12 protein-coding genes are annotated in these 15,209 nt (G+C 44.6%); 9 read left to right on the top strand and 3 right to left on the bottom strand.

Annotation, left to right across the window (positions count from 1 at the left end):
- Positions 1 to 657: 657 nt before the first annotated feature.
- The 4 genes from BMY75_RS04415 (at position 658) to BMY75_RS04400 (ending at position 6,850) form a co-directional block, all read left to right on the top strand.
- Complete coding sequence (locus BMY75_RS04415; protein ID WP_074830308.1) at positions 658 to 2,097, top strand: nicotinate phosphoribosyltransferase; 1,440 nt, start codon at positions 658 to 660, stop codon at positions 2,095 to 2,097.
- 2,063 nt (positions 2,098 to 4,160) lie between these two features.
- The gene (locus BMY75_RS04410; protein ID WP_024858540.1) at positions 4,161 to 4,835 is read left to right on the top strand and encodes a response regulator transcription factor; all 675 of its coding nucleotides are present in this window, start codon (positions 4,161 to 4,163) and stop codon (positions 4,833 to 4,835) included.
- Complete coding sequence (locus BMY75_RS04405; protein WP_081350441.1) at positions 4,832 to 6,205, top strand: HAMP domain-containing sensor histidine kinase; 1,374 nt, start codon at positions 4,832 to 4,834, stop codon at positions 6,203 to 6,205. The genes BMY75_RS04410 and BMY75_RS04405 overlap by 4 nt, the downstream gene beginning before the upstream one ends.
- Entirely contained in the window at positions 6,206 to 6,850 is a 645-nt protein-coding gene (locus BMY75_RS04400) for a hypothetical protein (protein ID WP_074830303.1), read from the top strand.
- 59 nt (positions 6,851 to 6,909) lie between these two features.
- Here BMY75_RS04400 and BMY75_RS04395 read toward each other — a convergent pair whose 3' ends face one another.
- Positions 6,910 to 7,593, bottom strand: a complete 684-nt coding sequence (locus tag BMY75_RS04395) for a hypothetical protein (RefSeq protein WP_074830299.1) — start codon at positions 7,591 to 7,593, stop codon at positions 6,910 to 6,912.
- Positions 7,594 to 7,879: 286 nt separating this feature from the next.
- On the opposite strand from BMY75_RS04395, the gene BMY75_RS04390 reads away from it, so the two are divergent.
- Positions 7,880 to 8,509 carry an SH3 domain-containing protein gene (locus tag BMY75_RS04390; protein WP_074830296.1) on the top strand — a complete coding sequence of 210 codons (630 nt, stop codon included), beginning with the start codon at positions 7,880 to 7,882 and terminating at the stop codon, positions 8,507 to 8,509.
- 174 nt (positions 8,510 to 8,683) lie between these two features.
- Here BMY75_RS04390 and BMY75_RS04385 read toward each other — a convergent pair whose 3' ends face one another.
- A complete protein-coding gene (locus tag BMY75_RS04385; protein ID WP_074830293.1) occupies positions 8,684 to 9,421 on the bottom strand; it encodes a hypothetical protein in 738 nt (245 codons plus the stop codon).
- Positions 9,422 to 9,440: 19 nt separating this feature from the next.
- The gene (locus BMY75_RS04380; RefSeq protein WP_074830291.1) at positions 9,441 to 9,887 is read right to left on the bottom strand and encodes a LytTR family DNA-binding domain-containing protein; all 447 of its coding nucleotides are present in this window, start codon (positions 9,885 to 9,887) and stop codon (positions 9,441 to 9,443) included.
- Positions 9,888 to 10,325: 438 nt separating this feature from the next.
- Between BMY75_RS04380 and BMY75_RS04375 the strand changes: the two genes are divergently transcribed.
- The 4 genes from BMY75_RS04375 (at position 10,326) to BMY75_RS04360 (ending at position 15,112) form a co-directional block, all read left to right on the top strand.
- On the top strand, positions 10,326 to 10,868 hold the full coding sequence (locus tag BMY75_RS04375) for a hypothetical protein (RefSeq protein WP_074830289.1): 543 nt from the start codon (positions 10,326 to 10,328) through the stop codon (positions 10,866 to 10,868).
- A 406-nt stretch (positions 10,869 to 11,274) separates the two neighbouring features.
- Entirely contained in the window at positions 11,275 to 13,488 is a 2,214-nt protein-coding gene (locus BMY75_RS04370) for an O-antigen ligase family protein (RefSeq protein ID WP_074830286.1), read from the top strand.
- A gap of 506 nt (positions 13,489 to 13,994) precedes the next feature.
- Positions 13,995 to 14,417, top strand: coding sequence for a type II secretion system protein (locus BMY75_RS04365; RefSeq protein WP_074830281.1), 423 nt, complete (start codon positions 13,995 to 13,997; stop codon positions 14,415 to 14,417).
- Positions 14,418 to 14,623: 206 nt separating this feature from the next.
- A complete protein-coding gene (locus BMY75_RS04360; protein ID WP_074830278.1) occupies positions 14,624 to 15,112 on the top strand; it encodes a type II secretion system protein in 489 nt (162 codons plus the stop codon).
- The last annotated feature ends 97 nt before the right edge of the window (positions 15,113 to 15,209 follow it).

Here is a 15,209-nt window from a genome sequence, read left to right as displayed (position 1 = left end):
GCGTATGCGACCGTATGCACACGCTCAAACTTTGTCCGTATATTATTGCCGCGCCCGCTGTCAAACAGCGAAGCGTCTTTGACAGGTCGCCCCGCAAGGGGCGATCTTTGATACCGCAGTACGTATGGATAAGCAAACCGCACTCTGTAGTGTTTAAAATGGATGTCCTAACGCCCATAAAAACGGGTTTTGCCGATATAGTCATTGGTTTTGCTATGGTCGGAAGTTTGCGAGCTTTCGCCCCTCGTTCCTCGGGTCGAGAAATCAACGAGCTATCGCCGTTGATTTCGGGCGCGGCAATATATTTACGCAGATGGAAAGAGCGTGGACGTTTGTATTGTCCACGCTCGTATTTTTGTAGCGGTGACTGCGTCGACCGCGTGCCGCGCCTTTTTTGACATGGGCGCAAGTTTGCTATGCGCTTATAGTTCGCTATGCATTTTGGATTTGCGCCTTGGTGATTGAGGGCTCTGCCCTCAAACTCCCGCAAGCCTTTCGCGAAAGGCTTGACCCAAAGCTCTCTTCCTTGGCAGTTTCCGCTAGTTTGCTTTTCTCGCGCTTTTTTTCCTTGACATTACATCCCCGCTGTGGTATCCTTATTGTAGACAGCGCCAAGCTGCCGCAAAAATACTATCCTAAACGGAAAGGAAGATTAAAATGACCGAACTGAATTACACCATGCTCTGTGACTTCTACGAGCTGACAATGGGCAACGGCTACCTCCTCAGCGGAATGGACAGCAAGATAGCTTACTTTGACCTGTTTTTCCGAAGAGTACCAGACGAAGGCGGCTTCGCTGTTGCCTGCGGACTTGAACAGATTATCGACTACATCGAAGACCTGCATTTTTCTGCGGAAGATATCAGCTACCTGCACGGCAAGGGCGTATTCAGCGAGGAATTTTTGAAATATCTGGCAGACTTCAAATTTACAGGCGACGTATGGGCTGTACCTGAGGGAACTGTAATATTCCCGAATGAGCCCATAATCACGGTACGCGCCCCCGCAATTCAGGCTCAGCTTATTGAAACTTATCTGCTGCTGTGCATAAATCACCAGTCACTGATAGCGACTAAGGCGAACCGCATAGCCAGGGCGGCTCAGGGCAGGGCGGTCAGCGAATTCGGTTCAAGGCGTGCCCACGGCGCGGATGCGGCAATACTCGGCGCAAGGGCTGCGGGCATCGGCGGCGTGAAGAATACTGCCTGCACCATAACCGACCAGCTTTTCGGCTTTCCCGCAACGGGTACCATGGCGCATTCATGGGTGCAGATGTTTGACAGCGAATACGATGCTTTTGCGGCGTACTGCAAGTGCTATCCCGACAGCACAGTGCTGCTGGTGGATACTTTCAACGTCCTGAAAAGCGGTATCCCCAACGCCATAAAGGCTTTTGACGATGTTCTGAAGCCCCTTGGCAAGCGTCCTGTGGGTGTAAGGCTGGATTCGGGTGATATCACCTATCTTTCCAAAAAGGCGAGAAAAATGCTGGACGATGCGGGCTACCCCGACTGCAGGATAATCGCATCAAATTCGCTGGATGAGTACATTATCCGCGATATGATATTCCAGGGGGCGGCAATTGACGGCTTCGGCGTGGGTGAAAGGCTCATCACCGCCCGCAGCGAGCCTGTTTTCGGAGGAGTATATAAGCTTGTAGCCGTTGAAGACACCGACGGCACCATCACCCCGAAGATCAAGATAAGCGAGAATGTTATCAAGATCACCAACCCCCATTTCAAGAAAGTTTACCGCATCTACGACAAGGAAAACCACAAGGCGATAGCCGACCTGCTGTGCGTACACGATGAAGTCATCAGCGAGAACGAGCCCCTGACCCTCTTTGACCCGAATTACACCTGGAAGAAAAAGACAGTCACGGATTTTGAAGCCCGCGAACTTCTGGTGCCCATATTCGCAGGCGGAAAGCTGGTCTACAAAAAGCCTGCCTACGCCGATATCGTGTCGTATGCGGCGGCAGAAGTTGGTACTCTCTGGGACGAAGTCACACGATTCGAGAATCCCCATAACTACTACGTCGATCTCTCGAAAAAACTCTGGGATATCAAGAACGATCTCCTGAATTCGGGAAGATAGCCAATAATAAAGCCCTTTCTGCTGACGAGCTGCAGAAAGGGCTGTTTTGTTTTCTGACTATCTTTTTACAACACCACTTAAAATGACGGAACGACAGGGATATATTATGTTGACGTTATCTTTTCCACCGCCATACTATCATTATATTCCTTTATTCGCTGTTAAGTCAGGTGTGTCAGCGGGATAACCCTATTTTGTTTTAGGGCAAAAAATTAATGCCCACTTATTTCGGCGTGAAATGGACATTAATTTTCTTATAGAATTATGAAAGGGATTTGGTGTTTGGCAAAACCCACAAGTTTCGGCGTTTTATGAGCTTTGCCAAACAGCAACCTAAGAAAGGTTTTGGAGGGACTTTCTTGTTTCTTCCTTTACTGTACTTACATAATAACACCCTTGTATGAACCGAGAATGAATTTTCGGGTGTTTTTTTGGATTTTTCCAAAAAAATATCAAACGTTTTAGTTAAATAATTTGTCATTACAAAAAGGGCAGTCCCAAAAAAGACAAAAAAATTAATGCCCACTTTTATTCGGCGTGAAATGAGCATTAATTTTCTTATAGAATTATGAAAGGGATTTGGTGATTGGTAAAACCCATAAGTTTCGGCGTTTTACGGACTTTACCAATCATCATGATGAAGAAGAATTGGAGGGATCTTCTTGTCATTTCCTTTACTGTAACTATATAATACCACCCTTATGTGAACCGAGAATGAATTTTCGGGAGGTTTCCAAAATTTTTTTCAGAAATTTTCTCAAACGTTTAAGCGGACATTCCTGCATCATTTCTGGCGGACTATTTTGCAAAATACAAAAAAATTAATGCCCACTTTTTCGGCGTGAAATGGACATTAATCTTCTTATAGAATTATGAAAGGGATTTGATGTTTGGCAAAACCCATAAATTTCGGCGTTTTACGGACTCTGCCAACCATCAAGACAAAGAAGTTTTGGAGGGAATTTCTCGTCTTTTCCTTTACTGTACTTACATGATACCATGCTTATATGAACCCTGCATGAATTTTCGGAAGGAATTTTTGATTTTATCAAGAACTCTTAAACGTTTTCTCTGAAATATCTCCGCAGCGTCAGCTCAGACGTTAGGTCTGCAAAAATACAAAAAAATTAATGCTCACTTGATTCGGCGTGAAATGAGCATTAATCTTCTTATAGAATTATGAAAGGGATTTGGTGTTTGGCAAAACCCGCAAATTTCGGCGTTTCACAGATCTTGCCAAACATCAAGACGAAGAATTATTTTGGAGGGATCTTCGTGTTATTTCCTTTACTGTAACTATATGATACCACTCTTATATGAACCGAGAATGAATTTTCGGGTGGTTTTCAAAAATTTTTTCAAACGTTTTCCCTATTTTTGACCCTAAATTTTAACGGTGCTGTTTTTTGGACAAAAAATTAACGCCCACTTCTAAATCGGCGTGAAATGAGCATTAATTTTCTTATAGAATTATGAAAGGGATTTGATGATTGACAGAACCTGCAAGGCTTTGTAAGCTCTGCCAAGCACCAATTTTTTATGTTATTCAGAGAAGCGGTAAAACCTAATGTTCAGTGAAGTGCGACTTGGGGGATCGCGCGAGGGAAAACATCTAAATTCATAGAGTTGGGGTTCGCCGGACACTAGGCTTTACCGCTTCGCCGAACCTTCTTCTTTATCTTGACTATACTATAACACTCTTATATGAACCGAACATGAACTGAGGGCGTGCTTTGAAAATTCCTGAAAGTTTGTAATTACATACAATATCGCCTATATTCAATTGTGCTGATTAGTGCAAATAATCTAATTTTGTGATAGGGGCATGTTAATAAAATGATAATTGCTGAAATTTTACCGCGGCTTTGTGAACTCCGAAGCGACTTTTATGAACCGAAATATCAATAATTGTTTGTAAATATTTTGTGAATGAGCAAAAAAGTATTTGCAAAAAACAGAGAACTGGGGTATAATTTATAATAGAATGAAATAAATTTTTAAGCGGCTCAAATTTATTTTTGTATAAATCGGAAAAATTTTCAGATGAAAGGGAAGTGATCAAAATGTTCCAGATACTTGTTGTTGAAGATGATGCCAGCCTGCGCCGCCTGATGAGCGCAGCCCTGAAACAGAACGGATATCAGCCTTTTACTGCCAGCGACGGCATTGAGGCTCTGGATATGCTGGAAAAGACCAATATCGACCTGATAATCTCAGACATCATGATGCCCAATATGGACGGATATGAGCTCACCAGACAGCTGAGGAGCGCAAATTTCCAGATGCCTATTATAATGGTAACGGCAAAGGAGAGTTTCGAGGACAAAAAGGTGGGCTTCGATGCGGGCACCGATGACTATATGGTCAAGCCTATCGATATCAACGAGATGATACTCCGTGTGGGTGCTCTGCTGAAAAGGTCGAAGCTTGCCAGCGAGCACACCATGACAGTGGGCAACTGCGTGCTGGACTACGATGCCCAGACTGTTGCGTTTGACGGTCAGCCGGGGGAGACCATACCTCAGATGGAATTCAAGCTGCTTTTCAAGCTGCTCTCCTATCCAAACAAGATATTCACCCGCAGACAGCTTCTGGACGAGCTGTGGGGCATGGATAAGGATGTTGATGAAAGAACGGTGGACGTACATATAAAGCGTCTGCGTGAACGTTATGGCACAGCTGAGGCTTTCTCCATAGTAACAGTCAGAGGACTGGGTTATAAGGCGGTAAAACAGTGAAAAAAGCAATAAAGTATACCCCGCCCGCATCGTTGAAACCTGTCAGACATCCACCCAAGCAGCGCATGACCATGCAGTTCAAGCTGGCTATGATGTTCTTTATAGTAATGTTCATATCTGCGAGTATCTCCGTAAGCGTGCTGCTGTTGATATTCAGCCCTGTTATGAAAGAAAACGCCACGACACAGATGGCTTCCTTTGCAGATTCTGCCAAAGAACTCCAGAATCAGAAAGAGCATTACAGTTATGAGCGCATCATAAGTCTGTTGAATAATTCTTCCTATGATGTCACAAAACTTGAAATAGATGACAAGGATCTGCAGGCTCACAAGGAAGAGATAGACAGATCAGGATACTATATCAGCACCGAGGGCATAGTGCCGCGCGCTGAAATGATAACCGTTATAGACGACGTTTACGTCCGTGTGAGTACCTTCAACAGTGAGAATGTTTTCTGGATAGTGAACCTTGTTACCATCGTGGCATTCATGTCCAGTATAATGCTGGGTACCATAATCACCACCTTTGTGGGACGCACCATGCTGCAGCCTATACACGACCTGAGTATGGCGACTTCCGAAGTCGCGAGAGGTAATTTCTCTGTAAGAGTACGTGAGAACGGTTCGGACGAGTACGGAACTCTTCAGAGGAACTTCAATAAGATGGCGCAGGAGCTTTCGGGCATAGAAACACTCCGCGGCGACTTCATATCAAATGTATCTCACGAATTCAAAACGCCGCTGGCTTCCATTCAGGGTTTTGCGAAGCTTTTGCAGAACCCCACTCTCAGCATGGAAGACAGAGATGAATATACACAGATAATAATTGATGAAACATCAAGGCTTTCCAAGCTTTCATCGAACATATTGAACCTGACAAGGCTGGAGAACCAGACCACTATCGGAAAGAAAAAGCGTTTCCGCATAGATGAGCAGATACGCAAGATCATACTTATGCTTGAACCCGAGTGGTCTAAAAAGGATATCGACATGGATATCGACCTGGAGGATATAATCTATGTCGGTAACGAGGATCTCATGGGTCAGATATGGCAGAACATCGTCAACAACGCGATAAAATTCACCCCACAGGGCGGGCAGATAAAGGTAAATCTGTTCCGCGGCGAAATGGGCATAGTTATCAAGGTATGGGATAACGGTCCTCAGATACCCGCAGAGAAAAAAGACAAGATATTCGAGAAGTTTTATCAGGGCGACCGCTCACGTGCCACAGAGGGCAACGGACTGGGTCTGGCGCTGGTAAAGAGGATAGTCGATCTGGCAGACGGTAAGATCACCGTGGATAACCCCTTTGAAGGCGGTGTAGTATTCGTGGTGGAACTTCCTTATCAGATAGAGGATATGATGTAAATGGGTCGAAGAATAAAGCCGGGAAAAATAATATTTCTCACTCTGCTGACCGTTGTCGTCGGTGTGCTTGTGTACAGGTTCATCGAGGGCAGGGGAGTGCGCAGAGGTATAAAAGGTTTGGGCGAACCTGTGCAGACAGAGGCCGAGGGCTCTGCCAAGAAATTCGTTAACGGCTACGAGGCTGATATCACCTTTAAAGCAGGATACGAGATCGAGGCGCTGGTAGTTCACACAAAGCGCTACGATTCCAAAGTCAGCGGTGCGCTGGCACCTGTTGATCTGGCACTGGCTTGGGGCAAAACTGCCGAATATAACGACAGGATAGATTTCCACTGGTCACAGTCCGGCAGATGGTACTCGTGGCACGTGGATGATCTTGATGATCTTATACCTGTGGGCGATGTGGAGAACGTTGAGTGCAGTTCAGCGAACAACCACATTATCCCCGCAGATGAAAGTGTAAAGCGTACAGTCCTGAAAATACGCCGCGGCGACAGGGTGAAGCTGCAAGGCTACCTGGTAGACGTTGATGCCGCTGACAGCAAGGGAAACACTTTCACCTGGAACAGCAGCACCACCAGAACAGATACCGGCGACGGCTCGTGTGAACTTATCTACGTCACCAAAGCTGAGATCATCAAATAAAAATATAGCGGAAAATGTCAGGATACAGCCCGACATTTTCCGCTGTTTTTGTTTGTAGCTTATTTCAGATCATTTTGCGTTTCCTTGGCACGCTCTGAGGCTTTCAGTCGCTTTTTGCGTTTGCTGACTATGAAGCCTATGATTATTGGCAGGGATATCAGCACCAGTGCTGCTGCGGCTATCATTATTGATATGGTACGAGGGTGCGCTCCGTGGCGCTGAAAGGTCAGGGAATCGCCCTCTGTGCTGAATCCGTAGGGTGTATCCATGGAGTAGGCTGTTTCAGAAGCCGAGGTCACACCCAGGATATTTCCTTCGGCATCTATATAAGCCGCCTTGAAATCACCGTAGTTGATGCTGAGGTCGATGAAATCGCAGGACGGATCCATTTTCAGCACTTCCTCATTGGAGTATATGCAAAGTACTCCCGCCTTTTTGTGGTGCAGTGAAAGGCTGACATATCCGTCCTCATGGTACTTTGCAATGCCGCTTTCGGCTGCTATATCAAGGGCTGTACCGTTTTTAGCGTCCTCTTCACAGACCTGGGGCGGCTGTGTGAAATCGGTGTAGCTTTCGTCGTCGGTGGTCATTTTAATAAGGATATCCGTGTAGACAGTACCCTCGGGGGCATCGGCGTAGGTTATATGAGCAACAGCGGGGTCTTCATGCTTTGCGGCAGATGCGGGAAGTGCCAGCGAAAATGCCATTACAGCCGCTGTAAAAATAGCAGAGATCTTTTTCATTGGATCAATTCCTTTCGCGGAAAATATATTTACTACAATACTGATTATACCACCCGCAGAACTTCAAGTCAACCGTGATAATGCGCTAATGACGTATATACTGCGCAATTTTCGGGCAGTATATAGTATATGGCTTTGGAAGGTCCATATCTTCAATATTAAGAAAATACTAAGGTTTACTGTAACCAAATTTTAATTGACATTTTGTCTGTAAAACGTTATAATAATAAGGTAAAATATTTTGTGAGAGCGCGATGCGCTATTTTTTTGAAAGGAAGACAGGCAAATGCCCGAGAATAATCAGTATAGAAATAATCATTCCCGCCAGCCCATGCAGGGACAGAGCGGTCAGTACAGACAGAGCCAGCACAATAATATGCAAGGCAGACCGGACAGACAGGGCGCAAGACGTCCCTCGCCTAACAGACAGGGCGCGAGAAGATCAAGAAAACAGCAGGAAAATGATGCACAGATATCGGCAGCAGTAAAGGGAATCATCGCTATAATGCTGACGTTACTGATAGTTGTAGTTGTAATAATGCTTTTCTGGAAGAGCTTGTTTACAGGAGCAGAAAAGGGTGATCTGGCTACAGGTACTATAACATCTACAGAATACCATGGACCCGAGACCAAAACGGCTACCGAACGTGAAGATTCTAAAAAGTCCACCAAGAAGAAAACTGCAAAAAAGCAGGATGATGACGAGGACGATGAAGATACACAGACGATAACCTGTACAGGTGCAGTGCTTCTTCATCCCGAGCCTTCTTCAAGCTCCGCTACACTGGATACTATCCCCGGCGGCGTTGAGGTAACTTTCATACGCAACGAGAACAACTGGTTCTACGTTGAGTACAACGGTCAGAAAGGCTACGCATGGGGCAACTACTTCACTGCTCCTGTAGGACTGAACTAAATAATACTTGCACCCCGCGGACAGCCTGCGGGGTGTTTTTGTTTGCCGGGAGCGTCGTAAAAAGTGTGCCCCGCTACTGAACCATGTGACCAAAAAGCACTTCTGTCAGTTTCCTGACAAAAGTGCTTTGAACAAATCTGCTTTATTGTGCCCGCGTTTCCGCACACTTTTTGATCATTCTTCGGGTTCGGGATAGGACATATCCAGTTCTAGCACACCCTTTGCTTTTGATTTTTCGGATTTTTCCTCCCAGCTAAGTAAGGTGCCGTTCAGTGCTTCATCGAAATAGAATTCTTCAAATCGGATAGTGCCTTCAAATGAATCGCGGTCGAAAGTGAACATATACGGCTCTCCTGAACCATTGAAAGTTAATTCCTTTTTGCCCTCTTCCGCTTTTATTATGAAGCCCAGACTCTTTCCGGAAGTATCAGCCTTTGTGTCAGGTACCACTATCAGTCTGGGAAGAACGCCCTGCATATTGTCATTGACATAATAACAATAGAACGTAAAGTCTCCGTTTTTCTCTGCGGACATTTTGTAGCCTTTTATTTCGTCACCCGTTTTGTATCCCTCAAAGGGACTGTTCTCCAGATCTTCTTTATATACCATGCATACATCCACGATCGGATCACCGTCAAATCCGCCATTGGAACTTCCTGATGAAGTGAAGTTCTTGAATGAGAAAATGCTCAGTGCTATTACCAGCAGCGCCGTTACTGCACTTACGCATATGATAGTTATCAGCACAAATACTATGGGCGGCATCATGGGCTTGCCTTTTCTTTTTTTGCCTACTATGGTGCCCTCCGCAAGGCGTTTGTTTATCTTTCTGCGGTAGTAAAACATATATATCAGCACTGTTATGCCAAGCACCACAGGTGCCGCAAGTATTACTGCAAATATAGGTGTCATTATTGTCAGCTCCTTTCTTTTAAATGCCCAGGAATTCCTTGAATATATAATAGTATGTCCTTGTTACATCGACTTTGCTGCCATCGGTGAGGGTCAGCAGATATTTCTGTGATATGGCAGGACGTATACTTTTAATATGGTGTACTGCCACGATAGCTGAATTGCTCACCCTTATGAATTCCTTGGGATCAAGTATCTCCTCCAGGCGGCGCAGACGTTCTGTCAGTTTGTACTCCGCACCTCCGCTGTATGCTATTATGTCATGGGCAAAGCTTTCTATATGTGTTATCTCCCTGACATCCAGCCTGAATATATCATCTCCCTGTCTGCCGATAAGGTATTTCACGCAGACATTGTTTTCGCTGAGAATAAGATCGGCAGAGTCGTCTATCTCGATACCCGCCGCAGACAGCTGTTTGTATATCTCGGTGTATTTTTCCTCGCTCACAAGCAGCCTGACTTTCATTCTGCACCGCCTCCTTTGTTATTTGATAAGCGCTTATCTTGATTACATTATAACCGACCTAGGGTGAAAAAGCAATAGCTTCGGCATACCTTGCATATGTGGGAACACATCTCGCATTTTTATCACCACGGAATACTAGCTGTACGGGAATACCATGTCATTTTGCTATGAATACAAAATATGTCTTGTGTAAACTATACTACGCGCCAGTATCTTCATTGTGCAAATGTACAAAAACCAGACCGCTCATTTGTCGGTATTGTTCATAACATGGAATTTTTATGACGAAAACGTTTTGCCTCTTTACAACTATTTAATAGTGTGATATAATCCTCATACAGAAAAAAAGTAAGAAAGATAGACCGATGATGTTCATCGGGTGATCCGTCAAGTCGGGTACGGATAATGTTTTTTCCTGAACGGAGGATATATAAGAGTATGAAAAGAAAGATAGTTCTTGCGGCAGTTTGTTTTGTGATCTCCCTTGCAGGCTGTACAAAGAGTTCATTTATTGAAGAGAACAAAAAGAGCGCGGCAGCAAATGATGTTGATTTTATGGTATCTACCGAGGGCGAGGATATCGCTGCTGATATGATGACAACAGATGGTCTTACAGTTTCATCTCATGGTACATTTGCTGTGATACCTGCGGAGGCTGAAAAGTCCTTTGACCGCGTTATCAAGTCGGTCGATAAGAATTTCCCCAAGGCAGGCAATGACGTTAAGAGATACTACGGTTATCTTGGCGAACAGAAGATAGATGGCACAAAGTGCTATGTATTTGAAGTATTTGATGGTTCTGACGGTGACCGCGAGTTGGTCATGACAGCGGCTATAACCTCTGATAACAGCAGAGTATACGCTTTTAATGAAGAAACTTCACAGTTCTGGCTGCTGGAACAGTACAGCGATAAGGTAAAGGCTGATTACAGCTGGACCATTACAAAAGACGCTGATGAGGTAACTACCGACGAAGAATGATTCGCCGTATTATTACAGCTATATATTTATAATAGTATACCCCGCGAATGTGTGAGAGCTTCGCGGGGACTTTTTTGCGAGAAAAAGCACAAGCTGTGTATACTGACAAGGGAATAAAGCGCGCGGCATATGCCGACGCAGTCGCATAAACCGCGCACTTTGATTCGCGGCATAGTTTTCTTGGTGCGCTGGTTTGTTGCCGCGAAATCCGCCCGTCCGGCGTTAGGACTTTTTTGCGTGAAAAAGCAAAATCCTGCGTGAGCTGCCAAGGATTAGTGCTTCGTGTCAAAACCTCTATATGTGTAATCCTCTTAAATGGGAGATTTCGGTATTTACACTATTGAAAATATAAACAGCCTGTGATATAATAATTAAGTATGATTAATTGAAAGAGGTGTTGGTCCACATGAAGCGGGAAGACCTGCTGGACTTCAATTTTGACTGGCACGATGACGAGGTTTTCAAAAATGCACTGAAAGAATCGAGCTTGTCAGAAAAGGAAAAACTCCGCCTGCGCGACGAGCGTATGCGCCGGCTGGAACTGGAAGAACTGAAAGAAGAAGCGGGCGGCTACGATGATTACGACTCCGATGATGACGATGAAGAAGTGATCGGTGAGGAAGCCGCTGAAGATACTGATGGCGCAGAAAAGGCTGAGAAAGAAAAACATGGCGGCAAGCCCGACAGGGAAGAAAGAAAAAAGAGAAAAGCGGATGAGAAGCGTGAAAAGGAAAACGGCGTGATAGTCGCGATAAAAGGCAATTATCCGATACGAAAAAAAGTTATCGCGCTGGTGATGTGTGTGTTCATGGCAATACTGCCTTACATAACCTACTGGCACCCTCAGCCGCTGACTAATGTTACAGCCAGGTATTTCTCATCAAGTTCTGGTTCGATCACAGACTGGTTCCTTTTTCAGAAAGAATTCTGTGTGGTAATAGCTGCGGTCATACTTATCGGGCTTTTCATCGTTGAAGAATGTTTCATTGAAAAGCAATGGAAAGATATACCGCTGAGAAACAAGAATATGCGTCTGCCGATCATACTTGTAGGGGCTTACGCGATGCTGCTGATAATATCGGGCATATTCTCGGAGAACCATGAACTGGTGCTGATGGGCATTGTCAAGCACTATGAGGGTCTGCTGGGTGTACTGGGATATCTTGTGATATTCCTGGCGGCGATAAATTATTTCTGTGATACAAAGTCCCTTGAATTTTTCAGCTGGGCGATGATATTGACTACCCTCGCCTGCTCGGTATTCGGACTGATGGAATACAATGGAAATGCCTTGCAGGAGAACGACTTCTTCGCGCATTTTATCGCACCGGCCGAAAAGTACGAACTTGCCACAACACTAAAGTCAACAAGCAGCAACGTACATATCACTTTCTTCAACTCCAACTACCTGGGCTCCTTCTGCGGACTGATGTTCCCGCTGACAGCGGCACTGGGTCTGGGAAGCAGGAATATTGTAAGAATGACGTTCGGCCTTTTAGCGGCGGCAGGCATAGCGGTTTGCGCCGTGCTTTCAAACTCCACCGGCGGACTTTACTCCGTTGCTGGCGGCGCTGCTATTCTCCTTATTATATATGTTATCTACTGGTTCAGAGGTAATATCGCAAAGATACCCTCACTGGTAGCTTTCGTATGCGTAGGTGCAGTGCTTGTCTGTGGATTTGTGTTTATGATGAAGACCAGCGATGATTTCAGTTCGCGCTTTGATAAAGTTGTCAACAACGGTTCGGCAAGCAAGACCACCGTTGAAGAATACAGAAAAAAGATGGCGAAGAAACACTATGTTCTGAAAGAGATAAAACAGGACGGTTCAAACCTTGTTCTGGACGATCACAGCGGAAACAGCATAACTGTGACACGTATGGCAGCCGATGACGGAAAAACCGGTCTGAAATTTTTTGATACCGACGGAAATGAGCTTAAAGCAAGCGCAAGTGACGAAAAAAAATATAGTATCAAGGACGACAGATACAAGAACTGCAAGTTCAGCTGGTACGATGCTTCGGAAAAGCTGTATATCGATCTCGGATATTCAAAGAACCTGATATTCAAATACGAAGACGATAAGTTCAAGCCCTTTGTACACGGTCTGTATACACAGGATACTATCAACAGCTACAATGGCCCCGAATTTTTCAAGAAAGATCTCAGTGCAGTTACAGGCAGATTCTTCATCTGGGGCTCGACTATATCCATACTTGACGACTGCCTGCTTATCGGCAAGGGCAGCGGCAACTTCGTGACGGTATTTCCGCAGTACGACTATGCCAGCCTGCTGGAAGTCTACGAGACCCCCGCGATGGTAGTAAACAAGCCCCATAACTGGTATCTGGGCGTAGCAGTTGATTCGGGCGTGGTATCACTGCTGGTACTGCTGGTACTGCTGGGCGCGTTCCTTGTAAAGGGCTTTAAGACGGTTATACTTCACCCTGCCGATGACAGGCTCAAGCATCTCAGGATAGGTACTTATGTATCAGTCATCGCATTCATGATAGTGGGCATAGTAAACGACAGCTATGTCTGCGTGAGCCCGGTATTCTGGTTCATATTCGGTGTGGGCTGGTACGCGGTATCATGCAATAAGGTCATTGACACAGATTGATCATAGTAAACGGCACTTCCGCATCGTCGGGAGTGCCGTTACATATATTTATATAAGGAAAGGCGGCGTGATATAAAGCTGTGGGCTTCATTTTTTATTCATCTGAGAAGATCACAGCCTGGTTTATATTGAAAACTTCCGTTAATAAAGTAAAGCATTGAAGTATACAATTAGGCGAAAACGATTGAAAACAGTTGACAATACTTATGTAATGTGCAACAATGGCTATAAAATAATGCAAATCGGGATAAGATTAATAGTTAAAATATGTAGCATTTGTGAAAGGTGACAAAACTGAGATGTTTTGAAAAAAACTTCAAAAAACCTATTGACAAATCGAAGATCATGAGTTATAATATAGACACAGTAAGGGAAACGAAAACAACATGAAGCTTCAAACGATCGATCGATGCAAAGGTTTCGTTACCCCGAAACAATTAATTTCGGCAGTATCCGCAAAACGCGGTACTAAATATTTAATAATTTAATTATGGAGGGATTTTCTTATGAAAAATTCAAACAAAAAGGGCTTCACTCTGGTTGAGCTGGTAGTAGTTATTGCGATCATCGGCGTGCTCGCAGCAATCCTCGTTCCTAGCATGATGGGTTATGTTAAGAAGTCCAGACTGAAGACCGCTAATGGTAATGCAAAGACCGCTTACAACGCTATTGCTGAGTATGTAGCTGATCTGGAGACAGAAGGTAATCTTACTTCTGTAGATAACGGCGAGGCAGCAACAGCTGCTAAGGAAGAACTTGCTTCTAACGGCACTGGTGCAGGTGTTGTTGCAACTGACGTTGAGAAGGTTAAGACAGATGGTACAGCTGTATGGTATGCTCAGTGGAAGAAGACTGATGGCGACGAGATCATTGGTCAGTATCCTGAGGCTCCTTCTAAGATTGCTGATATTCCCGCATGGATCGGCTAATCTGTAAGCTTTTGAATATTTGCAATAAGTAAGTAATAATCGGCGGTCGTAATGACCGTCGATTTTTTGTTATGTTTGTACAAAATGATTTCATATAAAATATATTGACAAATAAAAATATTTGTTGTATACTATTGTAAATTGGGAATGATATATCCGCATATTTGGGGACGCGGATATAAGTGTCATTTTACGGAGGGAAAACTATGAAAACTAACAAGAAAGGTTTTACACTGGTCGAACTGGTAGTAGTTATCGCGATCATAGGCGTACTCGCAGCAATACTTGTGCCGACGCTGATGGGCTACATCAAAAAGTCCAGACTGCGCACATCCAACGCAAGTGCAAAAGTTGCGTACAACGTGCTAATGGGTACTATCGGTAAATATGTCTGCGATGAAGACGAAAGTAAGATCGATTGTGTTGGTATGGAGATAGACTGCCGTGGAGCCCACGCTGTGCCTGATGATACCGAGTTTACACGAGAAATATTTAGCTCGATCACCCAAAATGGTGAGGGTTCGGGTATAATGTATATCGGACAGTTTGACAATCCCAGAAGCAGAGACGACAACGGTAAGTCTTACTTTGTACACTGGATAGTAAGGGATGGCGATGAAATGGTAGGACAGTATCCCGACCCTGCTTATGAGGTGAGCGATGTTCCTGAATACAAGACTTTCAAGCCTGCATAATAAATTCATAATATCTGTAAGCCGAGGGATCCCCTCGGCTTTTTAATTTTGATTTTAGCAAGATGTTCGCAGATAAAAAAATTCATATAAAATGATA

The organism is Hominimerdicola alba, assembly GCF_900109655.1.
Taxonomy (GTDB): Bacteria; Bacillota; Clostridia; order Oscillospirales; family Ruminococcaceae; genus Hominimerdicola; species Hominimerdicola alba_B.
This window is presented reverse-complemented; position numbering and strand designations above follow the sequence as displayed.